Genomic DNA, 23,611 nt, shown 5'->3' on the forward strand with positions numbered 1-23,611 from the left:
GTGAATATCCGTTTTCACGACGTCAACTGCGAGTCAGTTGGGGGAAACTAGCCCGCCAGTCCGGCGAGCAGGAAGATCACGGCGGCGATGGCAAAGCCCATGACGCCGATGAGGGTTTCCATCACGGTCCAGGTCTTCAGTGTGGTCTTGACATCCATGCCGAAGAAGCGGCCCACCAGCCAGAAGCCGGAGTCGTTGACGTGGGAAACCACTACGGAGCCGGCGGCCACGGCGATGACCAGCGCGGCCACCTGCATCCCGTTCAGTCCGGCCAGCGCCACGGCGGGGGCGATGAGGCCGGCGGTGGTGGTGAGTGCCACGGTGGCGGAGCCCTGGGCGATACGGAGGATCGAGGAGATCAGGAAGCCGGCCAGGATCAGCGGGATGCCCAGGTCGCCCAGGACGTCGGCCAGTGCGGCGCCGATGCCGGAGGTGCGCAGGACACCACCGAACATGCCGCCGGCGCCGGTGATGAGGATGACGGAGCAGACCGGCCCCAGGGAGGACTCGAGCAGTTTCTCGATGGCACCGCCATCAGTTCCTCGGCGCTTGCCCAGGACGTACACCGCCACCAGGACGGCAATCAGCAGGGCCACCGGGGTTTCACCGATGGTGCGCAGGATCTGGTACCACTGTTCGTCCTTGACGCCTTCGGGCAGGACGTTGGAGGAGGCCAGCGTGTTGAGGCCGGTGTTCATGAAGATCAGCAGGAGCGGCAGGAGCAGCAGGCCAACAATCGTGCGGAAGCGCGGCGGGTGGGACTCGGCTTCGGCGCTGGCGTGGCCCAGCAGTTCCGGCACGGGCAGGACAAGCTTCTTGCCGGTGTAGAGGCCGAAGAGGTAGGCCGTGACATACCACGTGGGGATGGCCACGATGAGGCCGGCGATCATCACCAGGCCCACGTTCGCGTCAAAGAAGGCTGCGGCGGACACCGGGCCCGGGTGCGGCGGCAGGAAGATGTGCATCACGGAGAACGCGCCGGCGGCGGGCAGGCCGTAGCGGAGCACTCCCCCGCCGAGGCGATGGGCAACTGCGAAGACGACGGGCAGCATAACCACCAGGCCGGCGTCGAAGAAGATGGGGAAGCCGAAGATCAGGGACGCCAGGCCCAATGCGAAGGGCGCCCGCTTTTCGCCGAAGACGCCGATCAGGTAATCAGCGAGGACCTTGGCGCCGCCGCTGGTTTCGACGATGCGGCCGAGCATCGCGCCCAGGCCGACGAGCAGGGCAACAGTGCCCAGCGTTGTTCCAAAGCCGTTGATCAGCACCGGCACCACCTGGTTGGCGGGGATTCCCGTTGCAAAGGCAGTGGCGAGGCTGATGACGATCAGGGCGATCAGCGCGTGCATCCGCAACCTGATGATAAGGAACAGCAGCGCGACAATCGCGGCCGCAGCGATGAGCAGCAGGGGGCCTGCGCCCAGCGTTTGGGTCCATCCTTCGATGACCATGGTTCTCCTTTGAAACAGAATTTATTGGGGAAATGTGAAGCCGAACGGCTCTAGGAAGTGGGGTCTTCGGAAAGCTGCAGCGATGCGATGATGGTCCTGACCAGCTCTTCCGGGGACTTCGAGATGTCCAGGCGGAGGCTTCCGGCAGCCAGTTCGTCATCACTCAGGGGTTCCAAAGTTGCCAGCTGGCTGGGCAGGAGCGTGGGCGGCATGAAGTGGCCTTCCCGCCCCTGCATGCGCTGGCCGATCAGGTCCGCTTCGCCGTGAAGGTGGAGGAACAGGACCCTGCCCTCCGCCTGGGCCAGCAGCTGCCGGTAGCTCTGCTTGAGGGCGGAGCAGGTGAGGACTGTGCTGTCTCCCGCCTGCGCCTTGGCAGTCATCCAGTTCTGGATTTCCTGCAGCCACGGCCAGCGGTCCTCATCCTGCAGCGGGGTGCCCTGGGTCATCTTCTGGATGTTGGCCTGCGGGTGGAACTCGTCCGCTTCGGCACAGGCCCAGCCAAGCTGCCGGGAGAGAGCCGCCGCTATGGTGGACTTGCCGGAACCGGCAACGCCCATCACCACCAGGTGTGTGGCTGGATACTGCATGTGTATTACCTCCGAAGAAGACGCCGTTGGCTTAGTGAAGAAGCTCGTTGTGCGCAGCTTCAGGAAGTGCGCTGGAGATAAGGTATCACCATTTGTGACGATAGATACTATCTTTTCGGGCCACAAGTCATACCTTTGCGGCTTCTTTCGCTAAGCTGGTGCAGCGCGCAGGCGCAGAGGAAGGCAGGAAAGATGTCGACGGCGACACCACTGGACCCAGAGAACGCGCACGACGGCGGGCCCTCCCCCGCGATGCAGGGACGCGTCCTGGAGGCGGTTGGCGTCGCCATCGCCTCAGGCGATCTGCCACCCGGAAGCCGGCTCACGCTGGAGGGGCTTCAGCAGGAGTACGGGATCTCCCGCACGGTTGCCCGGGACACCATGAAGGTCCTGGAATCCATGAACCTGGTCTACTCGCGCCGGCGGGTGGGGATCGTGGTGCAGGAGCGCCGGTTCTGGAACGTCTTTGATCCCAAGCTGGTGCGCTGGCGGCTGGCCTCGGACCGGCGCGAGATCCAGTACAGCAGCCTCACGGAGCTGCGCATCGCCGTCGAGCCCATTGCCGCGGCCGGGGCAGCACGGCGGGCAAGTGCGGCCGAGCGGGCAAAGCTGACGTCCCTGGCCGCCGACCTGCGCCGCCTGGGTGAGGCCGGCGAGCTGGAGGCGTTCCTGGCGGCCGACATCGAGTTCCACTGCCTGCTGCTGGAGAGCTGCGGCAACGAGATGTTCCTCGCGCTCGAAGGCATGGTGGCCGAGGTGCTCACCAGCCGCACCCAGCAGGGGCTCATGCCGTTCAAGCCGCGGAATGAGGCTTTGCAGGCGCACGAGGATGTTGCTGCTGCCGTGGCGGGCGGGGACGCCGTCGCTGCGGAGGCCGGGATGCACCACATCCTCGACGAGGTCCGGAACGCGATGGGGCTGCACTAGCAGTGGCTGGCTTCCCGGTGAGGTCGGCCGGGCCCGCAGGAACGGTGCTGGCCGGCTGCGTCCGAGCGGGCCACGGCCGCCAATGCCGCAGTCAGTTGGGCAATGGGCCCGCTCAAGAAAGCAACGGAAGGGCTAACAGAGGGATGGGCCGGTCTGTGACCGGCCCATCCCTGCTGCTTGGCGCGTGGCTGCAGCCGGCAGGTTAGCCGGCTTCCCGCCGTCGTTCCATCCGATGCCTACACCTGCCGGACGCAACAGTCATAGCAGCGATGCATAGGACTCACTGGGAAGGTTGCCTGCCGACCACTGCTTCGTGGAGCGGAGGTCGGGTGTGTGTCCCCGGTGTCTCCGGCCGTCTGTCAGGACGGTGCAAATGGTAACGATGAGAACCCAGAGAACAAATAGCAGCAAGCCGATCAGTTCCATTGTTTTGTGCCTCTTGTGAGTGTGGGCGGATTTGGTGATTTGAGTGTGTGCGGCGGGCGTGTGAGCAAGCGTGTGAACGCCGAAGACGCCGGGAGCCACCGGCGGTACCATGAACCGTATGGCCGAGAATTGGATTCGGCTCCTCGGTCCCCCCGCCATCGAGTCACCCGGCACAACTCCCGTCCAGCCCAGAGGCCGCAAAGCATGGGCTGTGTTTGCCTACCTCGCGCTGCAGGCCGATGGAACCAGCAGATCCCGCACGGCATCGCTGCTGTTTCCGGATGCCGCCGATCCCCTCGGTGCCCTGCGCTGGAATCTGTCCGAGTTGCGGCGTGCCCTCGACGGCGTCACGGTGGCTGGAGATCCTTTGCAGCTGGAGCTGCTGCCGCCATGGCACTGCGATGCACTGGAAGTGGTGGATTCAGCCGCCAATCCTGCTCTTGAGCCCCGCGGCTTCACCGGCCAGTTACTGGAGGGGTTGTCCTTCGCAGACTGCCCCGTCTTCGATTCGTGGCTGGCGGACCAGCGCTACCGCCTCGATAACGTGGTCCAGTCACTGCTCTACGAGGCAGCCCTGGCGGCTCTGGCTTCCGGCGCTCCCGGGGAGGCGGCCGAGCTTGCAACCCTGGCTTTGGAAAGAAATCCCTTCCACGCAGACAGCAACGCCGTCCTGGTCAAGGCGCTCGTGGCTTTGGGTGAGCACCGCCGGGCCCACGAGCACGTCTCCAAGTGCGGCAACCTCTACCGGCAGGAGCTCGGCTTGCCGCTGCCCTCGGAAATCCGTCGGGCACTTTCCGCTGCCGCTCCGGAGGCGGATCCCGGAATGCCGGCAACCGAAGCGACAGTGCGGTCCTATCTCGACGCCGGCGGTGCTTCACTTTGGGCGGGAGCCGTGGACCGGGGGCTGGAGCAGCTGCGGCTCGCAGTGGTGCTGGCCCAGCGCACCGGCAACACCCATCTGCTCGCCGAGTCCCTGGTGACGTTGTCCGCGGCGCTGATCCATCAGGCGGGCGGCCGCGGCGCTGAGGTGGCGGACTTCCTGCACCGTGCACTGCAGGCGGAAGGGCCCGACGGCGCTTCCCGGACTGCCGCTGCCGCGTACCGCGAGCTGGGCTACCTGTCCGTGCAGCGGGGTGTTCCGGACCGCGCTGCCGGCTGGCTGGACCGGGCGATGCTGGCGGCCGAGGGATTCCCGGACGAACAGGCGAGAGTGCTCGCGATCCAGGGCATGTTGGCCTCAGACACCGCACGGTATGAAGCCGCCGTGACCGCGCTGACGGAGTCCGGAAGACTGGCCAAGGCTGTGGGGAACCGCCGGCAGCAGGCATTCAGCGAGGCGCTGCTGGGCCGTGTTCGGTTGCTCCGCGGAGAGCTCGAGCAGGCGGCCATCTCCCTGGACCGGGCACTGGTCTGGATCGCGGAGGAACACTGGACGGCCTTCGAGCCGTTCGTGGCCGGGGTGCGCGGAGAGACCTACCTGGCCGCCGGGCAGCTGGAGCAGGCAGCGGGCCTGATCGACCGCTCCTGGGTGATGGCCGAACTGGCCGGCGATCACTGCTACATGGCCTTGGCAGCCGGTGCCGAGGCTCGGCTCTTCGTGGAGCACGGCGATCTCACAGCTGCCGAGCACTGGATAGACCGGGGCCTCAAACCCAAACCGTGGTACCTCTGGTATTCGGCCCGGCTGCCGGATACGGCGGCGGAAGTGTCCGTTGCCAGCCGGTCACCGCGTGCTGCTGCCTTCGTAGAGCGGCTGGTAGAGCTGGCGAGCCGAAGCGGGATGCGGGAGTTCGTGGTGCGCGGGCAGTCCCATCGGGCCATGCTCGGTGATGAAGGGGCAGCACAGGCAGTTCCCTGGCTGGCGAAGGAGATCGACAACCCTGCGCTGGCGGCCTTCCTGGCGCAGCGGCACCAATGGCTGAACAGGCCGAACCAAACACCTGGGTTAACAAAAAGCAGGGCCGGTCAGTGACCGGCCCTGCTTTCAAACTTTGAAACCCTGAGGCCCCAGTTTCCCTAAGAAATTAGAGGGACTGGATGTTTACGGCCTGGGGACCCTTGGGGCCCTGCTCGGTTTCGAAGGAAACCTTCTGGTTCTCTTCGAGTGAGCGGAAGCCGGAGGAAGCGATCGCAGAGTAGTGTGCGAAAACGTCCTGTGAGGAGTCATCGGGGGAAATGAAGCCGAAGCCCTTTTCAGCGTTAAACCATTTGACGGTACCAGTAGCCATTATTTTTGTCCTTCGTGAAGGTGGAGGAAAAGTCCCGACTTTCGGGTCCTCCGGTGTGGGGTGTTCAAAACCGCTACTTCAGAAGAACGCGGACTTTCGACCGCGCGTACTGCCTGAACTACCAACTGCATAAACACAACAACAGGATCAACACTACAGGACATTTCGGGCAGCGATTACCACCGGCCGATGCAGGGCCCTTACTGCCCCAGGAGTTCACAGTTCAGGGGCCGGATCGACGCTCTCCCAAAAGGCACCTACCCGGGCGTTCCACTGATCCGGAACCTCTTGGAAGGGCTGATGGCCCTGACCTTCCAGCACTTCGAATAATGCGCCGGGAATCCTGTCAGCGACTTCGCGGCAGAGCCCGGGGCAACGTTTCTCCGCACACTCCACTTGCTACCCACCTGGTCACTTACGACGCGGACCTCCTGGCCGCAGCAATCGAGACTGGATTGTGGATTCACCAACACCGGGTGCGGTATGGCTTCGAAATGTAGCGCGACGGCGGGACGCGCCGTTTGCCTCCGTCCAGCCCTTCACTTTTGTTTCCGCAACAAACCCATCCGCGATGCGGTACAGAGCGAATAGCAGGCGTAACCCCTTGGGTTGGCAGGCAAAACCAGCTGGCTCATAAACAGACATCGCATACAGGAGATCACCATGGCAACACACACGAACACCGGTGTGGCAACCCGCACCAACGTGCAAAAGGCGTCGATGGCCGTGGGGGCAGTGTTCCTGCTGGTCGGCGTCCTGGGCTTCATACCGGGGATCACGGGCAACTACGACCAGCTGCACCTCGCCGGCCACCACTCCGAGGCCATGCTGCTGGGCCTCTTCCAGGTCTCGGCCCTGCACAACATCGTCCACCTGCTCTTCGGCGTGGCCGGCATCGTCCTGGCGAAGACCACATCCGGAGCCCGCTCCTTCCTCCTCTACGGCGGCATCATCTACCTGGTCCTCTTCGTCTATGGCCTGGTGATCCCCCAGGACACCGCCGGCAACTTCGTTCCGGTGAACGGTGCTGACAACATCCTGCACCTGCTGCTCGGCGTCGGCATGGTGGCACTGGCTCTGATCCTGACCAAGGGCGACGCCAAGGCACGCGCTTAAGACAGTTGCCGCGCGCCACCCCGCCGCGCCAAATGGCCCCGACTGCAGCGTCCGCTGCGGTCGGGGCCATTGTTGTGCGGGGGTGGAACCGGGTTTACATGATGCCGGTGGGCACCAGCATGGCCCAGGCCAGGGCCGGAGCCACCAGCACCACTCCCCCGGCGTACGCCATCAGTTGCTTGTAGACACGCTGGCGGTCGTTCTCGCGGGCGTTGGCAACCACCAGGGCACCATCGGTGGAGAAGGGCGAGACATCCACCACGGTGGCGGCGATGGCCAGAGCCGCGACCGTTCCGGAAGCGCTCAGGGTGCTCGTGGCCAGCAGCGGCCCGGCCAGCGGGATGAACGCCGTCAGCAAAGCCGTGGAAGAGGCGAAAGCGGATCCCACGCCGATGACGTAGCAGAGGACCAGCGCCACCAGCAGCGGAGCACCGAGTGCGAGGGCGTGCTCGGCGAGGGTGTCGATGACGCCCACGTGCTGGAGCAGGGAAACGTAGGTGATCATGCCGGCCACCAGCAGGACCGTTGACCAGGAGACGCCGCCGATAAACGTCTGGTGTTCCTTGATGTTGATCAGCGCCAGCACGAGGCCGGCGGACAGGGCAACAAAACCGATGGGCATATGGAAGCCCAGGGTGCACACCAGCATCGCGGCGATCAGGACCAGCGTGAGGATCTGCTGGCCATGGGGACGGCCGGCGCGGGCGGTGTCGACGTCGGCAAGCTGGCCGCCCTCGCCGTCGCGCAGCTTGCCCAGGAGGGCAAACACCACAATGGTCAGCACGGAGAGGATGAGGTTCAGGGCGAAGCTGGCAATGAACAGTGAGCCCTGGGAGATGGGAAAGCCGTTATCAACCGCGATGTTGTGCACCAGCACGCCGGCCACGGACAGGGGCGAAAAGCCGCCGGCGTGGGCGCCGTTGATAATGAAGGCGCCCATTACAACGGGGTGGATGCGTGACTCGTAGGCGAAGCCGATTGCCGCGGGTGCCAGCAGCGCGACGGCGGCGGGAGAGAAGGTGCCCAGTGCCGTGAGCGCGGCGGCCATCAGGAAGAACACCCACGGCAGCAGCAGGGTCTTGCCCCTGACAAGGCGCACGCAGGTCTGGACGATGATGTCGATGGTGCCGTTCCGCTGGGCCATGCTGAAGAAGTAGGTGACGCCGATGATGGTCAGGACGATGCTGGCCGGGAACTCTTCGAGGATCTGCTTGTCCGTCATCCCGAGCATGAAGTAGCCGACGCCGAACGACGCCACCAGCCCCATCACGCCGATGTTCAGCGGCCACTTTGTGGCGACGACGAACATCACCACGAGGATGACGAGCGGGATGATCTGGATAGCGGTCATGCTCTGCTCCGGTTCCGCGGTGGCCGCCGGGTTGAGGATGCCACCCCCCAGAACGAGGGCAGCCAGACCCAGGATCGTTAGACCGGCCACCGCCAAGAGTAGGATACGGCGGCGGCGGTTGGCACGCTCAGGGCGCTTGTCTTCGGTGTCACCCTTTGGGGCAGCGGTACGGTTCAAGGTGCTGGTCATGGTGCTTACTCCTCATTGAGTGGTTCCCGCGAGGGCGGCAGCTGCGCAGCTGCCCGAAACCTCGGGGAGGTGGATGATGGTGGTGGCGATGGTGCGGGCGGTGCGGTCGACGCCGACGAGCAGGGTTCCGTTGTGCTCCTCGCTCCAGGTCTCGATCACCCCGGCGGGGGTACGCAGCCGAAGGGTGCTTCCCACGGCCCCGCCCGTGATGGCGTGCAGCACGGTGCCCGGAGTGCGGGCGGCAAGGGTCAGGGCGATGCTGCCGGTGATGGCCAGGGCCGGGTGGGGCTTGCCCATGGAGAGCATCATGACGTTGACGTCGCAGCCGGCGTTTCCCGGGGCGGGGGCGGCGACGACGGCGAGCTTGGGGATTGCCCGCGCGGCACCGTCTGCCGTGGCGGCCAGCCCCATCAGCACGGCAGCCTGCCGCCGGACCTGCTCCAGCGTCTCCAGCTGCAGCTCCACACCTGCGCGCCAGGTGTCGTAGCGGGCGGGGTCCAGGCCCAGCTCCTCGGCGCGGACCATCACAACGGGAGCGCCGGCGTCGACCATTGACACTGTCCAGAGGGACCCACCGGCGGTGATGGTGTCCGTTGCCGCGCCGGTGGGGAGCAGGGCCCCGGTGGTCTTGCCGGCGGGGTCCTGGAACCCGAGTCCCACGGGGTAGCCGGGGAACGGCACTCCGGGCATCTGTCCGTCCGGAACGATGGGCAGGGCACCTGCCGGGGTAGGCACGCGCTGGACGATGACCTGGTTGGTGTTGGTGTTGCGGGTGACGATCCTGGTGACGTCGCCGGTGGGGACCACCCACCCCTTCTCGATCGCGTACAGGCCTACAACCGCGGAGCCGTTCCCGCAGTTGCTGCCCCAGTCCACGCCGGCTTCCTCGATGCCCACCTGGGCGAAGGTGTACTCGACGTCGACGTCCGCGCCGACGGGCCGGTGCACGATGATCGCCTTGCTGGTGGTCGAGGTGCCACCGCCAACGCCGTCGATCTGCCGTGCGTCGGGGCTGCCGAACAGCCGCGGCAGCAGCACGTCAAGGCTGGTGCCGCCTTCCTGAAGATGCTTTGCCTCGAACACCCAGCACTTGCTGGTGCCTCCGCGCATCCATTCCGCTTCGATCTTCATCGACTTCCACCTCTCCTTCGCCTCAAAGTTTGTTGAGGGCCTGGGAAAAGATTGAGCCAGATCACACTTTAGGACAATGTTCGATTTGTGAGATGGTATGTAGCATTGCTTCAATCACTGGCGCCAGAAGGCTTGGTGCATGACTGGCGGCTCGCGGGGGACGCTGTGAGGGCCTTGGGCTGAGGCGGCCTGCCGGTCCCCGTGCAGGGAATCAACGAAAATAGCGGAAGGGTAAAGCGATGCTTAACGAAGAGGAGCAGCCGTTGTTCGATATCCGCCGGCTGGCCTTGCTGCTGGAGGTAGTGGAACAGGGATCGATCACCGCCGCAGCCGAGCTGATGATGTACACGCCGTCGGCGGTTTCCCAGCAGCTGCGAAAGCTCGAGCAGGAGGTGGGCCAGCCCCTGCTCAACCGCCGCTCCCGCGGGGTAGTGCCTACCGAGGCTGGCCAGGTCCTCGCAGGGCATGCGCGAAAGATTGTCCGGCAGATGAAGGCGGCCCAGTCCGACCTGGGCGAGATCGGCGGCCTGAAGCGGGGGTCCCTGACTGTTGGCACCTTTCCCACCCTGGCCGGGTCCTTTATGCCCCTCGTCATCCGGACCTTCAAGAAGCGCTACCCCGCCATCGGCCTCTCGTTGCGCAGTGCCCGCTTCGACGAACTTGTCGGGGACCTGGAGTCGGGGGTCACCGGCTTGTGCCTGCTGTGGGACTACCCGTGGAATCCGTTCCAGGACGAGTCCATCCGGGTGACGGAAGTGTTTAAGGAGAGCACCGTGATCCTCGTGGCCCGGGGCCATCCGCTGGCCGGCAGGGAGCAGGTCAGCATGGAGGATCTCCGCGGCGAGTCGTGGATTGTGCGCGCGGAGGCGCACCCGGTGGTGGAAGTCCTGCAGCGGTCGGCCCACGACGCCGGGTTCGAACCCGCCATCGGCTTCCTGGCCAACGATTACCAGGAGGCCCAGGCGATGGTCAGCGTGGGAATGGGCGTGGCCATGGTGCCCAAGACCGCCGTGTCGTTGCAGCATCCCGATGTGAGGGTGCTCAGCCTCGGCCCTGCGGCGCCGTTGCGGCGGGTGCTCCTGGCGCAGCGCCAGGACAAGGTCTACGCCCCGGCCGAGGTCGCCTTCCAGTCCACCCTGCTGGAAATCGCGAGTGAACGGGCCGGCGAGTACCTCTAGAGCCTGACGTACCCTTGCTCCGGAGGCACATATGACAACAATTCCGCACCGAGAACTCCGCAACCAGAGCAGCAAGATCCTTGAGCGCGTGAGAAACGGGGAGACGATCTAAGTCACCAACAACGGTGAAGTCGCGCTGGCGGCGTCCATGCTGCTCTATACCGAGCTCCTCTGCGCGGGGCACCGCCACGGCATCTCCAGCGAACTGGTGAGTTCGGTTCTGGGCGGCATCAACCTGGTGGATGTTGCACGCTCGGACCTCACGTACGCCGCAGCCCTGCCAGGTAGGCTCCAAAGTGCTGACGCCATCCACCTGGCGGCCGCGATCCGCCTGCAGGCCGACGTCCTAGTGGCCTACGACCAGGAACTCCTGGCAGCAGCGGTGAACTCCGGGCTTAACGTCCTGTCCCCGGGGCCCGGCACGTAACGGCGAAGTGATCGCGCTTCTTCCGCAGAATTTGTCGGTGGGTTTTCTGCCTCGCTACCGTCCCGCCGCGTAGCCCTGCGCTCCCCTGGGGTTCGCGGCGGCGATCAGCACGCCAGTGCCAGGCTTCCGCACCACCGCTGACAGCCGGCCCAACGCCCAGTCCCCGGCGCGCGTGACCACGTGCCCGCGCTCTTGAAGTTCGGTGATCACGTCCTCCCCCAGGCGGTCCTCAACAACGGCACCGCCCGGCGTCCACGTGCGCGGCCAGAAGGAGCCGGGGACGGAGGTGGTGTGGAAGGCGGGCGCGTCGATGGCCTGCTGGGGCTCGTAGCCGCCCACGATGGTGCGGAGCAGGTACAGCAACTGCCACTGGTCCTGCTGGTCCCCGCCCGGAGAACCGAGGGCCACCACCGCCTTGCCGTCCTTCAGCACCAGCGTGGGAGACAGTGTGGTGCGCGGCCGCCTGCCGGGGGTCAGCGCGGAGGGCGCGTTGTCCTCGAGCCACGTCATCTGCAGCCGGGTGCCCAGGCAGAAGCCAAGCCCGGGGATGGCAGGGGACGACTGGAGCCAGCCGCCGGACGGCGTGGCGGACACCATGTTCCCCCACTGGTCCACCACGTCGATGTGGCACGTGTCCCCGCGTGTCTCCCCGGTGGGCATCACGGTGGGCTCGCCAACGCCGGCGAAGGCGGGACCGCGTTCAGCGGCCGACGGCGGGAGGTACTCCGTGCGCAGCGGCGGCAGGAAGGGTTTGTGGCCCGGCACCAGGCCGGGACGGAACTCATGCGAGGCCTGCTCGCCCATCAGCTGCCGGCGCTCGGCTGCGTAACACTGGCTCAGCAGGTAGTCCAGCGGAACCGAAGCATCCCCGTAGTACGCCTCACGGTCGGCGATGGCCAGCTTCTGCGCCTCCAGGATGGTGTGCGCGCCGAGGGCGGTGGACGGGTCCAGGAAGTCGTCGCCGAACCCATCCAGGATCGCGAGGGTCTGCAGCAGCGCGGGCCCCTGCCCCCAGGGCCCGGTCTTGGCAATGGTGAAACCACGGAACTCGAGGGTGGCAGCGGGTTCGTAACCGGCCGAGAACGCGGCGAAGTCCGCTTCCGTGATGACGCCTGCATGGTCCGTGCCGGAGGAGTGGCGGTGCGGCTTGGCCAGGAATTCAACGGCGGCCTTGGCCACGAAGCCCCCGCGCCATTCCAGCCGGGCGGCGTCGATCCGCGCCTCCCGCGTCCCGGTCTCCTCCCCCGCTCCCGGCTCCCCGGCGGCGATAAGACGCTCGAGGACACCGGCGTAGGCGGGGTTCTTCACGAGGTCTCCGCCCGCTGGGACTTGCCCGTCCGGCATCCAAAGTGCTGCCGACGTCGGCCAATGCTCGGTGAAGAGCCCCGCCACCGAGGCGATGGTGCTGCAGACGCGGTCCAGGACGGGGTGGCCGTCGCGGGCGTAGCCGATCGCGAAGGACAGGACGTCGGCCAGTTCCCAGGTGCCGTGGTCCCGCAGGAGCAGCAGCCAGGCGTCGACGGCGGCGGGAACGGCGGCGGCGAGCGCACCGGCGCCGGGCACCAGGTCCAGCCCTTCGGCCAGGTAATGCTCCCGGGTCGCCGCGGCCGGGGCGGGGCCCTGCCCCATCAGCACCACCGGCTCCGAGGGGTTGCCGGCAGTAACGAACACAGCGGTCATGTCCCCGCCCGGACCGTTCAGGTGCGGTTCGACGACGTGCAGGACGAACGCTCCGGCGACGGCGGCATCGAAGGCGTTTCCGCCGCGCTCCAGTACGGCCTGGGCTGAGGCGGTAGCCAGCCAGTGGGTGGAGGCGGTCATGCCGAACGTGCCTTGAAGGGTGGGACGGCTGGTGAAGCTCTGCGCAGGCGTGTAGGTCACGCTTGATTCTTTCGGCTGGCGGGCGCGAGGTCCACAGCTATTGCGCGGTGTGTCGCTGGTTATGGGTGCGCCAGGCTGGCGGGGTCTCGGGCTTGGCTACCGGACGGCGTTGTTCGCGTTGACGCGGCCGTTGGCCCAGTACGTGCCGGTGCCGGCGACACTGTCAGCGGTGGACTCCACTCTTGCCCGGACTGACCCGGGCGAGGCATCCGGATCGGAGCTCCAGACCAGTGCGGCAGTGGCAGCAACTATCGGCGAAGACATGGATGTACCGCTGGCCACGTCATAACCCTGGGAGCGGTTATTCTGCACACCCAGGACGAAGGCGTGGTTCGGAAAGGTCGCGTAAACATCGACGCCCGGCGCTGCGATGTCCACCCAGTCGGCTCCGAAGGTTGAGAACGGGGCTCTTGCATCGGTGTTGTCGGTGGCAGCGACCGCAATGACGTTGGGGTAAGCCGCTGGATAATTCTTGGCCTCACTATTTCCGTTGCCTGCGGCTGCCACCAGCACAACGCCCCTCCTCCAGGCGTTGTTGATGGCAGTTTCGAGGGTCCGTGATGCGGGTGCACCGATGCTCATGTTGATGACCTTGGCACCACTGAACACGGCCCAGTTGATTCCACTGACAACACTCGATGCGGATCCGACACCGTTGTCGTTGAGGACTTTGCCAGACAGGATGGTGCAGCCCGGGCACACGCCGGCGACACCAATCGTGTTGTCCGCGGCGGCGGCGATAATGCCCGCTACATGGGTGCCGTGGCCGTAGTGGTCCTCGCTGGTTGGTGCAGTGCTGAAGTTGGCGCGGGCAATAACCTTTGGAGTGATGTCAGGGTTGTCAGTTGCGACCCCTGAATCGATGACAGCAACCTTGATACCGCTGCCGGTGGTGACACTCCAGGCTTCCACGGCGTCAACGTCGGCGTCCTCTTTGCCGGCGGCAATTGTGATGTCGCCATTGGTGTTGGTGAACGACTGGCCATCGTTCTGCAGAGCATACTGGCGGGGGAAATACTGGTCAGCTGTAGTTGCAGTGGCCACATGGTCCGGCTCGGCATACTCAACCATGGAGTCCCGGCTCAGGGCGTCGACGAGCTGAAGTTCCTTACCGGAAGGCACTTTGATCAGGTGCGCTGCGGTGCTGCCCACAGCGGGACCGTCACTCAGGCCATGCTGTTTCAGCACATCTGCGGCCGCGCGGTCGTCGCGAAATTTCACGAGGATCTGGCCTTTGGTGTGTTCCGATTCTGCTGCGGCGCCGGGGGCCGCCACCGTGATTCCGCCAAGCGCGATGAAGAGTGCTGAAAGGCCAGCTGCCAGGTTGTTCCTCATCCAGACATAGTGCGCCGAACTTCACGGTCTGGATAGGGGCTTTCGGATAAAACCCGACGGCGGTGCGTGGGGTTGCGGGGGCCGCCGCTGTCGGTTCTTCCCGGGTCAAGGATGCGGCAGGAGCTGATAGAGGGTGGCCGGGGAAGGCGCATCAGGTGATAGAGGGTGCCGGGAAAAGGCGCATCAAGTGATAGAGCGTTGGGGTTAGAGGGAGGCGCCTCCGCAGATCACGTAGTTCTGGCCGGTGATCGACTTGCCGTGCGGGCCCAGGAGGAATGCGGCCAGGGCTGCCACGTCGTCCGGGTCCACTAGGGCACCGAGGGCCGGCAGGCGCACCGGGGTGGCGGCGCGGCCGGGGTCGTTCAGCATCGGGGTGTCGGTAGGGCCCGGGGAGAGCACGTTCACCGTGATCCCCCGCGGCGCGAGCTCCTGCGCCCACGTCCGGCCCAGCCCCATCAGCGCAGCCTTCGTCGCCGCGTACTGGCTCTTGCCCGGCGACCCCGTGGAGGTGCGGCTGCCCAGCAGAACGATCCGGCTGCCGTCGGGCATGGACGGCACCAAACCATTGGCCAGCACGGACGCCGCAGCGACGTGAACCGTGAACATCCCGGCCAACGCCGAGGGATCAAGCTCCCCCAGCGGCGCCGTCCGCTGGAACCCGGCCGCATGCACCAAAGCATCCGCGGGCCCGATCGCCTCGACCACGCTCCCCAACGACTCCGGCTCCGACAGATCGGCCTGCAGCCACTGGAAGCCCTCTCCCAGGGAGGACTCGGTCCGGCTCAGCCCGGTCACCCGCCACCCGTCGGCGAGCAGGCGTTCAGCTATGGCCTTGCCGATCCCCGAGCTCGTCCCGGTGACAACGGCATGCTTCGGTCCCGTCATTCGGCCCCGCCAGGCGTGGACTTACCCTCGTACGCCCATTGCGGGTCCACCCGGACGAACTTGATGGCCTGGCGAAAGTACGTGTACGCGATGTTCAAGGCACCGTCCGGGCCCTGGTGGATGGACGGGTAGGAGTACTCGCGGTTGAGCCCGTCGCGGGAGTTGTTGGACAGGCAGTACCCGTCCCCCACGTCCAGGTTCCGCCGGATGGGCCAGGAACGGCCGGAGTCCTCGGAGATCGCCAGCGTCATCGGCGAGCGCGGCGTGCCCCAGAAGGCGCGCTTGACGCCGTCGTCCCCGGAGAAAGCTGCAGCGTCCGGCTCCGCGACCTGGCCCTGTTCCTCGGCCAGGCCGTCGTCGTCAATCTCGTCGTAGAGCGAGAGGCGCCGCTCAGTGGAAGCCTCCGCCCGGCTGTGGTTGTACACCAGGGCCAGGCGGCCGTCGGCGAGCGCAACAAACTGGATGGACGAATTGTTGTTGGGCAGCTCGGTGGGGACCGGCTCGCTCCAGGTGGACCCGCTGTCGGTGGAGCGGGATTCGTAGATCGAGTCCGCCCAGCGGCTGCGGAACAGGGCCAGCAGGGAGCCGTCAGCCACGGGCTGGATGTTCATGTGGACACAGCCCAGGCTGCCGGGCAGGACGTGTTCGGACCAGGTGGCGCCGGCGTCGTCGGAGATCATCACGGCGCTGTCGTCGCTGTTGCCCACCCACTTCTCCCCCGGCGTGGTGATGCAGCGGAAGATCGGCACGATCAGGCGGCCGGACGGCAGCACCACCGGCAGTTGGCGGACAAACACGCCGCCGGTTTCGTTCGCGGCAAACAGGGTTTCAACGGGCCCCCAGGTGCGGCCGCTGTCCGTGGAAATACGACGGCGGACCTCGGCGGTGTCCTGGTTGCCCGCCTTCTGTGCGGTGTACAGCAGCCAGAGCGTCTGGTCCGGCGCGGTGAACAGGATGGGGTTCTGCTCGGAGCGGGCGGAATCATCCGACAGTTGCTCGGGCGCGGACCACTGGGTGCTGCCCGGTTCCAGCGCGGAGAACCAGATGGAGATGTCCGGCACGCCTTCCTGGGTGCCGCCGAACCAGACGCAACCAAGCCGGCCGTCGGGAAGGGTGAGCAGGTTCGCGGCGTGGCTCTGCACGGTGGGTGCCGGCAGGTAGGCGAAGTGGGCGCCGTCGGCCCGCTTCACGGCCCCGTCCGGGGTGATGGTGCTGTACTCGTTGGTGGTGGTGTTCGGCATGGGAATCAGTTCTCCTTGGTTCCAGCAGCGGAGCGCGCGGCGTCGAGGTGGGACTTCGCGATCTGTTCCAGGTGCGTGAGGTCCGAAGCAACGGTGGTGAACGTGTAGCCCTGCGTCAGCCGCTGCGCCGCGACCGTGCCGGCAGGGGTGTGGATGCCGGCGGCGATGCCTGCGGAGGCGGCGGCCTCGGCGATGGTTTCCAGGGCGGCGGTGAATTCCGCTTCAACCTGGGGATCACCGGGGAAGGCACCGCCCACGGCGATGCTGAGGTCCGATGGTCCCACGTAAATGCCGTCGAGCCCCGGGGTGGCACAGATTTCCTTGACGTTGGCCAGCCCCTCGGGCGTCTCGATCATGGCGAACACCAGCGTGGTGCCGTTGGCGTCGGCAGGCTTCGGCCCGATCCGCAGCGCCGAGCGCATGGGCCCGTAGGAGCGGCCGCCCATCGGCGGGTACTTCGCCGCGGCCACCGCGGCGGCTGCGTCGTCGGCGTTGTTGATCAGCGGGACGATGACGCCCACGGCGCCGGCGTCCAGTGCCTTGCCGATCGCGGTGAAGTCGTTGGCTTCCACCCGGACCATGCCGAGGGCGGTGTGCCCGGCGTCGATGGCCATCAGCCCGTTCAGCACCCCCGAGTAGCCGAGCAGGCCGTGCTGCGCGTCCAGGGCAACGTAGTCGTAGCCCAGGCGGCCGATGCGTTCGGTGGCCACGGGTGCGTCCAGCACCGCCCAGTAGCCCACCGCCTGCTCACGGGCGCGGATCTTGCGGGCGAATTCGGTGGCCAGTTCGGAAGTCATCAGAGTCCTTCAGTGTCGATTCAGTACAGAAAGTCGGTCAATAAGTAAGGAAAGTATCAGCGGTTGTAGGCGGGCATCGGGCCGCGCAGCGAGGTGCCCACGGCGTCGCAGGCTTCCACCACGTCGGCCGGCAGCGGCCCGTTGGCCACGGCGGCGATGTTGGCGCGGAGCTGCTCCACCTTGGACCCGCCCAGCAGCATCGACCCCACCCCGTCACGGTAGGCCAGCCAGCGCAGCGACAGCTCGGCCAGCGGAACACCAAGACCGGAAGCGATGCCGGACAGCTCCCCGATCGCCTCGAACAGCTGCTTGTCCCAGTACCGCTGCGTGTACATGGCCGCCAGCTTGGAATCGCCGTAGCGGCCCTCGGTGGGTTTGGCGTCGAAGCTGTGCTTGCCGGTGAGCAACCCGCCGCCCAACGGGTTGTAGACCATGGTGTGCACGTTGTGCGTGGCGGCGAACTCGAGGTATTCCTCCTCCAGCCGGCGTGCCACCAGGTTGTAGAGCTGCTGAGCGACGACGGGCTGCGGCGCACCCACTTCGCGCGCCGTGTGGACCACGTCGGCGATCTGCCAGGCCGCGAAGTTGGACACGCCCAGCGCGCCGATCTTTCCTTCGGCCACCAGCTCGGCAACCGTGGAAAGCGTGGAAGCCAACGGCGTGGCCCGGTCCGGCTGGTGCAGGTAGAACAGGTCGAGGCTGTCCGTACCCAGCCGGCGCAGGCTCCCCTCCACGCTGGCACGCAGCCCGGCCGGTGAGAGCGGCGTATTGGAGCCGTGGTCCGCATGGGGCATGCCGGCCTTGGACGCCAGGATGACGCCGTCGCGCTTTCCCTTTAGAAGCCGCGCGAGCATCTCCTCGGTGACACCGCCCACGTAGGCATTGGCGGTGTCGATGGTGGTGATGCCGGCGTCGAGCGCCTCCTCCACCATCCGGCCCGCGGTGGCCTCATCGGCAGTGTCACCGAACGTCATGGTCCCCAGGACCAGCCGGGAGATGGGAAGTTTCAGGCCGTCCACCGTGGCGCCTTCGGGCTGCTTGCTCATGCGTTGATTCCTCGTGGTTGCGTGGTTCAAAAGGGATTAGGCCTGGTTGGCGAGCGCCAGGGACCGGACCAGGTGCCGCGGCTTCAGGCCCGTCATGGTGGAGGGGTCCAGTGCCGCGCGGCGGAGTTTGCGGGTGTAGTCCTCCTTGGGGGCGGTCAGCACGGACGCGGTGGTGCCGTGTTCCACCAGCTTGCCCTTCTGCATCACCATGACGCTATCGCTGATTTCCTGCACCACTCCAAGGTTGTGCGAGATGAAAACGTAGGTGATGCCGGTTTCGTCCTGGATGGACTTCAGCAGCCGCAGCACCTGCGCCTGCACGGACACGTCCAGCGCGCTGGTGGCCTCGTCGCAGACCAGCAGTTCGGGTTTGGACGCGAGCGCCCGGGCGATCCCGATGCGCTGGCGCTGGCCGCCGGAGAACTCCCCCGGGTGCTTGTCCAGGGACCGGACGGGCAGGCCCACCTGGTCGATCAGCTTCGCGGCCGCCTTGTGCCGTTCCGCCTTGGACCGGACGCCCTGCAGCTTCAGCGGCTCGGCCACGATCTCCTGCGCGGTCATGTGCGGGTCCAGCGAACCGTACGGGTCCTGGAACACCATCTGGAACTTGGAGCGCATGGGCCGCAGCTTGGCCTCGCTCATGGACGCGATGTCGGTGCCGTCCAGGTCGATCCGCCCGCTGGTGGGGGTCACCAGCCGCATCAGTGCCTTGGCGATGGTGGACTTGCCGCAGCCGGATTCACCCACCACGGCGATGGTCTTGCCTTTGTCCACGGAGAAGGACACGTCGTCAACGGCCCGGAAGGTCCCGCCCGGCACGTGGTAGTCCACCACCAGGTTTTCGACGGCGAGGAACGGCTTACTCATGGGTTGCTCCGGTCTGGGTCAGGGCTGGGTCAGTGGTGGTTGGGTCAGCATGGCGTCCGACGGCGTGCGCTCCCCGGGTGCCTCCGTCGCCAGCAGCAGGCGTCTCGTCCCACGGCCCCAGCACGGGCACTGCGGCCAGCAGGTTGCGGGTGTACTCGGTGGCGGGGTGGTCCACAATCTGCTGGACCTCACCGGACTCAACGAACGAGCCGTCCTTCATCACGTGGATGCGGTCCGAGATCAGCCTGGCCACGCCAAGATCGTGCGTGATCATCAGGATGCCGATGCCGCGCTGTTCCTGCAGTTCCAGCAGCAGGTCCAAAATGCCTCCCTGCACGGTGACGTCCAGGGCCGACGTCGGCTCGTCCGCCACCAGCAGCTGCGGCTCGGAAGCCAACGCGATGGCGATCAGCACACGCTGGAGCATGCCGCCGGAGAGCTGGTGCGGGTACTTCTTCAGCTGCTTCTCCGGGGTGGGGATGTGCACCTGCTCCAGCAGCCGGATGGCCCGGGCCTGCAGCGCGCCCTTGTCCTTGGCGGAGGCGGCACCGGCAATCCGGATGGCCTCGAACAGCTGGTTCCCGATCGAGTGGACCGGGCTCAGCGCCGTCATGGGGTCCTGCGGGATCAGGGCGAGGGTCTTGCCGCGCACCTTGTTGATGGCCTTGGGATCGGCGCTGATGTCGACGCCGTCAATCATCACGGTGCCGGACAGTACCGCAAGGTCCTCGGGCAGCAGGCGGAGGATGCCCATCGCCGTCGTCGACTTGCCTGAGCCGGACTCACCGATGATGGTAACCGTCTCGCCGCGGTGGATGCTGAAGCTGACGGAGTCCACGGCGCGGATGATGCCGCCGGCGGTGATTAGTTCCACCTGGAAGTCGCGGACCTCCAGCAGCGGCTGCTCCTTGAATTTGGTTTCAGTGGAGGCGGTCATGTCAGGCACCCTTCTTCTTGCGGCGGGGACGGTCGCGGAGGCCGTCGCCCAGCAGGTTGACGCCCACCACCATGAGCACAATTACCAGGCCGGGCAGGGTGACCATCCACCAGGAGGTGGTGATGTAGTCCTGGCCGTCGGAGATGATGCGGCCCCAGGTGGCGAAGGGGCGCTGCGGACCGGCGCCCAGGAAGGACAAAGCGGATTCGAGCAGCACGGCCTGGGCCAGCAGGAGCAGGACCACCAGGGTTGCCTGCTTGATGACGTTGGGGATGATGTGCTGGATCAGGATCTGGATCTTGTGCAGGCCCAGGATCCTGGCGGCGGAGACGTACGGCTTTTCGCGTTCCACCAGCACCATGGAGCGGGTAAGGCGGGCAACTTCTGGCCATTGGGCGATGGCGATGACGAAGGTGATCACCGGGATGGAGGGGCCGAACAAGGCCACCACCAGCAGCAGCATCATGAGCAGCGGCAGGGACATCTGGGCTTCGAGGACGCGGGAGACAACTGTGTCTACCCAGCCGCCGTAGTAACCGGCGGCTGCGCCGAGGATGATGCCGATGGCGCCGGAAACCAGCACTGCCAGCAGGCCGATGGTGAGCGAGACCTGGCCGCCGTGCAGCACGCGGGAGAGGAGGTCTCGGCCCAGCTGGTCGGTGCCGAACAGGTGCCCGTCCGTGAACGGCGGCAGGCGCCGGGCGCCGAGGTCCTGGAAGTTTGCGTCCGGCAGTGGCAGCACCTGGGCCAGGATGATGGGGATGATCACCAGCAGGGTGCAGATGGTGCCCACAATGAGCTTCCACTTGGCGGCATTACGACGGCGGGTGGCGCCTGCCCTGGCGATGTCCGCCTTGGTGACGGCGCTGGGGCTCGGTTGCCGGGCCGGGGTGCCGGCGCTGCCGGCGGCGGGTGTTGCGGTGTCGAGGCTCATGCTGTTGCCGCCTTTCCAAGACGAACGCGGGGATCAAGAAGCGGGTAGGCGAGGTCGATGAGCAGCTGGACGCCCACTGCGAGGAGCGCGGTGAGGAGGACAGTGGCCTGGATGAGGGGGTAGTCGCGGGTTTCGAGGGCCCGGACGATCAGGGAGCCGACGCCCGGCCAGGCGAACACCACCTCGACGACGACCACGCCGTTGAGCATCGCGGCGAACCGGGTGCCGAGCGCGGTGAACACGGGGATGGCGGAGTTGCCCATGGCGTAGCGCCAGGTGAGCACCGAGTTCTTGACGCCGCGGGAGCGGGCCACCGTGAGGTACGGGGCGGCGAAGTTGTTGGTCATTTCCCGCCGGACCATCCGGGAGATCAGGGCGATCTGCAGGATGGCGATGGTGATGGTGGGCAGGACCAGCCCGCCCCAGGTGGCGAAGCCGGAGGCCGGGAAGATGGGGATCAGCACGGCGAAGCCGGTGAGGAGCATGATGCCGGTCCAGAAGTCGGGCATGGACTGCCCGGCGATGGTGAGCACGTTGACGCCGAGTTCCTGGCCGGTGTCCGGGCGGCGGGACATCCACACGCCCAGCGGGATGGCCACCACGGCGGTGAGGAGGATGGCCGCCGTCGCGAGGGTCAGGGTGTAGGGCATCCGTTCCGCGACTACCTGCATGGCGGGGGCCTGGAAGGAGTAGGACTGGCCCAGGTTGCCGGTGAGCAGCTGCTGGAGGAAGATCCAGTACTGCTCCAGCAGGGGCTTGTTCAGGCCGAACTGTTCACGGACGGCGTCGAGCTGTTCGGTGGTGGCCAGCGGCCCGGCGTAGGACACGGCGGGATCGCCCGGTGCCATGCGGATGAGGATGAACACGGTGGACACCGTGAGGAACACGGTCAGCAGGCCCTGTCCCAGGCGCTTCAGGATGTAGTTCGTCATGGCTTAGGCCTCCAGCCGTGCGTCAACGAGCGGGTAGGAGTTAGTGGGTGCCAGGTTGATGCCGGACACCCTGTCGCGCTGGGCGAGGACTGACTTGGGCACAAACGCCCAGGCGCAGGGCCAGGTGTCCCAGATGGCCTGCTGCGCATCGGCCAGCAGTTCCTGCCGCCTGGTGGCATCCACCTCGGAGGAAGCGGCCGGGATTTTTGCCTGCACGTCCGGGAAGACGTAGCCCTGGTAGGTGTCGCGGGTGGCTTCCTTTTCCGGGGTGCCGGCGTACATGCCCTGCATCATGGTGATGGCCAAGCCGGTGGGGCTGCTGAAGCCGTTGCCCAGCAGGTCCCAGTCGCCCTGCTTGCCCTGGCGCCAGGCCAAGATGTTGCCGCCGGGTTCGAACTGCTGCAGCTCGGTCTTCACGCCGATGTTGCCGAACATCTCCACCAGGGCTTCCATCACCGAGGTGTCGGAGGCGAACTCGCCGGTCTCCCAGATGATCTTCAGGGTGAGGTCCGTGACGCCGAGCTCGGCCAGGCGGGCCTTGGCCTTCTCCGGATCAAAGGTGTAGGTGCCGGTCTTGTGGTAGCCGGTGAGGCTGCCCGGGGTAACGCCCTCGGCCGCGCTGACGGAGTCCACCAGCACGTCCTTCACCAGTGCCTCGCCGTCGATGGCCCAGCTGAGGGCTTCGCGGACGCGGACGTCGGCCAAAGGGTGGCCGGCGGGCTTGCGGAAGTTGTAGAAGATCTGGTTCAGGCGGAGGCTGGATGCTTCCTTGAGCTGGACGCCGGGGAGGCCGGCGAGCTGTTCGCGGGAATCCGGGGTGATGGAATCGATGATGTCCACCTCGCCGCTGCGCAGGGCGATCACGCGGCTGGACTCCTCGGGGAGGAACCGGACTTCCACGTTCTCCACCTCGGGCGCCGGGCCCCAGTAGTTCTCGTTGCGGGCCAGGCTGTAGGTGCCGGCGCCGCGGTTGAACTTGGTGACCACGTACGGGCCGGTGCCCACGCCTTCCTGGAGTTCCTCCGGCTTGTTCTGCGCGGCGGGGGTAATCAGGATCATGCTCATCAGCGAGTCGAGGATGGGGACGGGGTTCTTGGACACCATCTTGAAGGTGCGGTCATCCACCGGCACCACCTCGGGGAATTCGGGGAAGAAGCCGGCCACGAACGAGCCCTGCACCTGCTTGTACATCTGCAGGGCGGTGGCCACGTCCTGGATCTGGACGGGGCTGCCGTCCGAGTAGCGGATGCCTTCGCGGAGGGTGACGGTCCACTCGGTGGGGCCGGTCATCTCGAAGCGTTCGGCCAGGACCAGGATGGGCTTGGTTTCGGGACCGATGGCGGTGAGGCCCTGGCGGACCGAGCGCTGCACGGTGACGGCGGCATCGAACTGGTTGAGCTTGTTGTCCAGGCTGACCAGGGAGCGGTTGAGCGCCAGGGTCAGGGTGCTGGGTCCGGGCAGGCCGGTGGGGCCGGCGCAGCCGGCGAGGCTGCCGGTGCCCAGCAGAAACCCGGCGGCGGCGCCAAACTGCAGCAGGCGGCGGCGGGAAATCTCACTTCCTTGAGGAAGAACGGTCATCGTTGACCTCTCGGTAGATCGGGGGACGGCTGCCGGCCGGTTGGCTGCGCCGAATGTTGTGTCCATCACTTTGCCACTCCTGCGCAATTTGCGCAACCCCTCTAGCGCGATTCGCGCAATCGTGTCATGATGAATTCAATCCAGTTCCCATATGGAGCACAACAAAC

Annotated in this window: 21 protein-coding genes; 5 read left to right on the forward strand and 16 right to left on the reverse strand. The window is 66.4% G+C overall.

The annotated features are described in order from the left end of the window. Positions 1-47: 47 nt before the first annotated feature. Together ACFVYC_RS19225 and ACFVYC_RS19230 are read right to left on the reverse strand one after the other, a co-directional pair. Positions 48-1,451, reverse strand: coding sequence for a GntP family permease (locus ACFVYC_RS19225; protein WP_387553263.1), 1,404 nt, complete (start codon positions 1,449-1,451; stop codon positions 48-50). Positions 1,452-1,501: 50 nt separating this feature from the next. Next, positions 1,502-2,038: a gluconokinase gene (locus tag ACFVYC_RS19230; RefSeq protein WP_387553265.1), complete on the reverse strand. Its 537-nt coding sequence runs from the start codon at positions 2,036-2,038 to the stop codon at positions 1,502-1,504. A gap of 192 nt (positions 2,039-2,230) precedes the next feature. Here ACFVYC_RS19230 and ACFVYC_RS19235 point away from each other — a divergent pair, with 192 nt between their 5' ends. Beyond that, positions 2,231-2,965 (forward strand): FadR/GntR family transcriptional regulator, encoded by a 735-nt coding sequence (locus ACFVYC_RS19235; RefSeq protein ID WP_387553267.1) that lies wholly within the window; start codon positions 2,231-2,233, stop codon positions 2,963-2,965. Positions 2,966-3,509: 544 nt separating this feature from the next. After that, positions 3,510-5,363 (forward strand): SARP family transcriptional regulator, encoded by a 1,854-nt coding sequence (locus tag ACFVYC_RS19240; RefSeq protein WP_387553269.1) that lies wholly within the window; start codon positions 3,510-3,512, stop codon positions 5,361-5,363. Positions 5,364-5,415: 52 nt separating this feature from the next. Here ACFVYC_RS19240 and ACFVYC_RS19245 read toward each other — a convergent pair whose 3' ends face one another. Next, positions 5,416-5,619 (reverse strand): cold-shock protein, encoded by a 204-nt coding sequence (locus ACFVYC_RS19245; RefSeq protein ID WP_066274236.1) that lies wholly within the window; start codon positions 5,617-5,619, stop codon positions 5,416-5,418. A gap of 663 nt (positions 5,620-6,282) precedes the next feature. Here ACFVYC_RS19245 and ACFVYC_RS19250 point away from each other — a divergent pair. Beyond that, entirely contained in the window at positions 6,283-6,735 is a 453-nt protein-coding gene (locus ACFVYC_RS19250) for a DUF4383 domain-containing protein (protein WP_387553272.1), read from the forward strand. Positions 6,736-6,829: 94 nt separating this feature from the next. Here ACFVYC_RS19250 and ACFVYC_RS19255 read toward each other — a convergent pair whose 3' ends face one another. Together ACFVYC_RS19255 and ACFVYC_RS19260 are read right to left on the reverse strand one after the other, a co-directional pair. Next, positions 6,830-8,275, reverse strand: a complete 1,446-nt coding sequence (locus ACFVYC_RS19255) for an SLC13 family permease (protein ID WP_387553274.1) — start codon at positions 8,273-8,275, stop codon at positions 6,830-6,832. 12 nt (positions 8,276-8,287) lie between these two features. Then, positions 8,288-9,406, reverse strand: coding sequence for a PrpF domain-containing protein (locus tag ACFVYC_RS19260; protein ID WP_387553276.1), 1,119 nt, complete (start codon positions 9,404-9,406; stop codon positions 8,288-8,290). Positions 9,407-9,645: 239 nt separating this feature from the next. Here ACFVYC_RS19260 and ACFVYC_RS19265 point away from each other — a divergent pair, with 239 nt between their 5' ends. Beyond that, positions 9,646-10,584, forward strand: a complete 939-nt coding sequence (locus tag ACFVYC_RS19265; protein WP_387553278.1) for a LysR substrate-binding domain-containing protein — start codon at positions 9,646-9,648, stop codon at positions 10,582-10,584. A gap of 148 nt (positions 10,585-10,732) precedes the next feature. Beyond that, entirely contained in the window at positions 10,733-11,011 is a 279-nt protein-coding gene (locus ACFVYC_RS19270; protein WP_387553280.1) for a hypothetical protein, read from the forward strand. Positions 11,012-11,065: 54 nt separating this feature from the next. Here ACFVYC_RS19270 and ACFVYC_RS19275 read toward each other — a convergent pair whose 3' ends face one another. The 11 genes from ACFVYC_RS19275 to ACFVYC_RS19325 all read right to left on the reverse strand — a co-directional run bounded on the left by ACFVYC_RS19275 (position 11,066) and on the right by ACFVYC_RS19325 (position 23,510). Then, complete coding sequence (locus tag ACFVYC_RS19275; protein WP_387553364.1) at positions 11,066-12,832, reverse strand: gamma-glutamyltransferase family protein; 1,767 nt, start codon at positions 12,830-12,832, stop codon at positions 11,066-11,068. A 156-nt stretch (positions 12,833-12,988) separates the two neighbouring features. Next, a complete protein-coding gene (locus tag ACFVYC_RS19280; protein ID WP_387553282.1) occupies positions 12,989-14,227 on the reverse strand; it encodes a S8 family serine peptidase in 1,239 nt (412 codons plus the stop codon). A gap of 204 nt (positions 14,228-14,431) precedes the next feature. Beyond that, positions 14,432-15,112: an SDR family NAD(P)-dependent oxidoreductase gene (locus tag ACFVYC_RS19285; RefSeq protein WP_387553284.1), complete on the reverse strand. Its 681-nt coding sequence runs from the start codon at positions 15,110-15,112 to the stop codon at positions 14,432-14,434. After that, positions 15,109-16,353 (reverse strand): exo-alpha-sialidase, encoded by a 1,245-nt coding sequence (locus ACFVYC_RS19290; protein WP_387553287.1) that lies wholly within the window; start codon positions 16,351-16,353, stop codon positions 15,109-15,111. The genes ACFVYC_RS19285 and ACFVYC_RS19290 overlap by 4 nt, the downstream gene beginning before the upstream one ends. Before the next feature lie 5 nt (positions 16,354-16,358). Further along, entirely contained in the window at positions 16,359-17,150 is a 792-nt protein-coding gene (locus ACFVYC_RS19295; protein ID WP_387553289.1) for an HpcH/HpaI aldolase/citrate lyase family protein, read from the reverse strand. A 56-nt stretch (positions 17,151-17,206) separates the two neighbouring features. Further along, on the reverse strand, positions 17,207-18,196 hold the full coding sequence (locus ACFVYC_RS19300; RefSeq protein ID WP_387553291.1) for an aldo/keto reductase: 990 nt from the start codon (positions 18,194-18,196) through the stop codon (positions 17,207-17,209). A 36-nt stretch (positions 18,197-18,232) separates the two neighbouring features. Then, positions 18,233-19,063, reverse strand: a complete 831-nt coding sequence (locus ACFVYC_RS19305; protein ID WP_104045890.1) for an ATP-binding cassette domain-containing protein — start codon at positions 19,061-19,063, stop codon at positions 18,233-18,235. Then, the gene (locus tag ACFVYC_RS19310; RefSeq protein WP_387553293.1) at positions 19,056-20,000 is read right to left on the reverse strand and encodes an ABC transporter ATP-binding protein; all 945 of its coding nucleotides are present in this window, start codon (positions 19,998-20,000) and stop codon (positions 19,056-19,058) included. Before ACFVYC_RS19310 ends, ACFVYC_RS19305 begins: the two co-directional genes overlap by 8 nt. Position 20,001: 1 nt before the next feature. Then, positions 20,002-20,934 (reverse strand): ABC transporter permease, encoded by a 933-nt coding sequence (locus ACFVYC_RS19315; protein ID WP_387553295.1) that lies wholly within the window; start codon positions 20,932-20,934, stop codon positions 20,002-20,004. After that, on the reverse strand, positions 20,931-21,866 hold the full coding sequence (locus ACFVYC_RS19320) for an ABC transporter permease (protein ID WP_387553297.1): 936 nt from the start codon (positions 21,864-21,866) through the stop codon (positions 20,931-20,933). Before ACFVYC_RS19320 ends, ACFVYC_RS19315 begins: the two co-directional genes overlap by 4 nt. A gap of 3 nt (positions 21,867-21,869) precedes the next feature. After that, on the reverse strand, positions 21,870-23,510 hold the full coding sequence (locus tag ACFVYC_RS19325) for an ABC transporter substrate-binding protein (protein WP_387553366.1): 1,641 nt from the start codon (positions 23,508-23,510) through the stop codon (positions 21,870-21,872). Positions 23,511-23,611: the final 101 nt, after the last annotated feature.

The organism is Pseudarthrobacter sp. NPDC058329, assembly GCF_042879835.1.
Taxonomy (GTDB): Bacteria; Actinomycetota; Actinomycetes; order Actinomycetales; family Micrococcaceae; genus Arthrobacter.

Excerpts from the sequence above, each read along its gene's own strand:
- ACFVYC_RS19225 (WP_387553263.1), bottom strand. The coding sequence starts at position 1,451 with ATGGTCATCGAAGGATGGACCCAAACGCTGGGCGCAGGCCCCCTGCTG.
- ACFVYC_RS19230 (WP_387553265.1), bottom strand. The coding sequence starts at position 2,038 with ATGCAGTATCCAGCCACACACCTGGTGGTGATGGGCGTTGCCGGTTCC.
- ACFVYC_RS19235 (WP_387553267.1), top strand. The coding sequence starts at position 2,231 with ATGTCGACGGCGACACCACTGGACCCAGAGAACGCGCACGACGGCGGG.
- ACFVYC_RS19240 (WP_387553269.1), top strand. The coding sequence starts at position 3,510 with ATGGCCGAGAATTGGATTCGGCTCCTCGGTCCCCCCGCCATCGAGTCA.
- ACFVYC_RS19245 (WP_066274236.1), bottom strand. The coding sequence starts at position 5,619 with ATGGCTACTGGTACCGTCAAATGGTTTAACGCTGAAAAGGGCTTCGGC.
- ACFVYC_RS19250 (WP_387553272.1), top strand. The coding sequence starts at position 6,283 with ATGGCAACACACACGAACACCGGTGTGGCAACCCGCACCAACGTGCAA.
- ACFVYC_RS19255 (WP_387553274.1), bottom strand. The coding sequence starts at position 8,275 with ATGACCAGCACCTTGAACCGTACCGCTGCCCCAAAGGGTGACACCGAA.
- ACFVYC_RS19260 (WP_387553276.1), bottom strand. The coding sequence starts at position 9,406 with ATGAAGATCGAAGCGGAATGGATGCGCGGAGGCACCAGCAAGTGCTGG.
- ACFVYC_RS19265 (WP_387553278.1), top strand. The coding sequence starts at position 9,646 with ATGCTTAACGAAGAGGAGCAGCCGTTGTTCGATATCCGCCGGCTGGCC.
- ACFVYC_RS19270 (WP_387553280.1), top strand. The coding sequence starts at position 10,733 with ATGCTGCTCTATACCGAGCTCCTCTGCGCGGGGCACCGCCACGGCATC.
- ACFVYC_RS19275 (WP_387553364.1), bottom strand. The coding sequence starts at position 12,832 with ATGACCGCCTCCACCCACTGGCTGGCTACCGCCTCAGCCCAGGCCGTA.
- ACFVYC_RS19280 (WP_387553282.1), bottom strand. The coding sequence starts at position 14,227 with ATGAGGAACAACCTGGCAGCTGGCCTTTCAGCACTCTTCATCGCGCTT.
- ACFVYC_RS19285 (WP_387553284.1), bottom strand. The coding sequence starts at position 15,112 with ATGACGGGACCGAAGCATGCCGTTGTCACCGGGACGAGCTCGGGGATC.
- ACFVYC_RS19290 (WP_387553287.1), bottom strand. The coding sequence starts at position 16,353 with ATGCCGAACACCACCACCAACGAGTACAGCACCATCACCCCGGACGGG.
- ACFVYC_RS19295 (WP_387553289.1), bottom strand. The coding sequence starts at position 17,150 with ATGACTTCCGAACTGGCCACCGAATTCGCCCGCAAGATCCGCGCCCGT.
- ACFVYC_RS19300 (WP_387553291.1), bottom strand. The coding sequence starts at position 18,196 with ATGAGCAAGCAGCCCGAAGGCGCCACGGTGGACGGCCTGAAACTTCCC.
- ACFVYC_RS19305 (WP_104045890.1), bottom strand. The coding sequence starts at position 19,063 with ATGAGTAAGCCGTTCCTCGCCGTCGAAAACCTGGTGGTGGACTACCAC.
- ACFVYC_RS19310 (WP_387553293.1), bottom strand. The coding sequence starts at position 20,000 with ATGACCGCCTCCACTGAAACCAAATTCAAGGAGCAGCCGCTGCTGGAG.
- ACFVYC_RS19315 (WP_387553295.1), bottom strand. The coding sequence starts at position 20,934 with ATGAGCCTCGACACCGCAACACCCGCCGCCGGCAGCGCCGGCACCCCG.
- ACFVYC_RS19320 (WP_387553297.1), bottom strand. The coding sequence starts at position 21,866 with ATGACGAACTACATCCTGAAGCGCCTGGGACAGGGCCTGCTGACCGTG.
- ACFVYC_RS19325 (WP_387553366.1), bottom strand. The coding sequence starts at position 23,510 with ATGGACACAACATTCGGCGCAGCCAACCGGCCGGCAGCCGTCCCCCGA.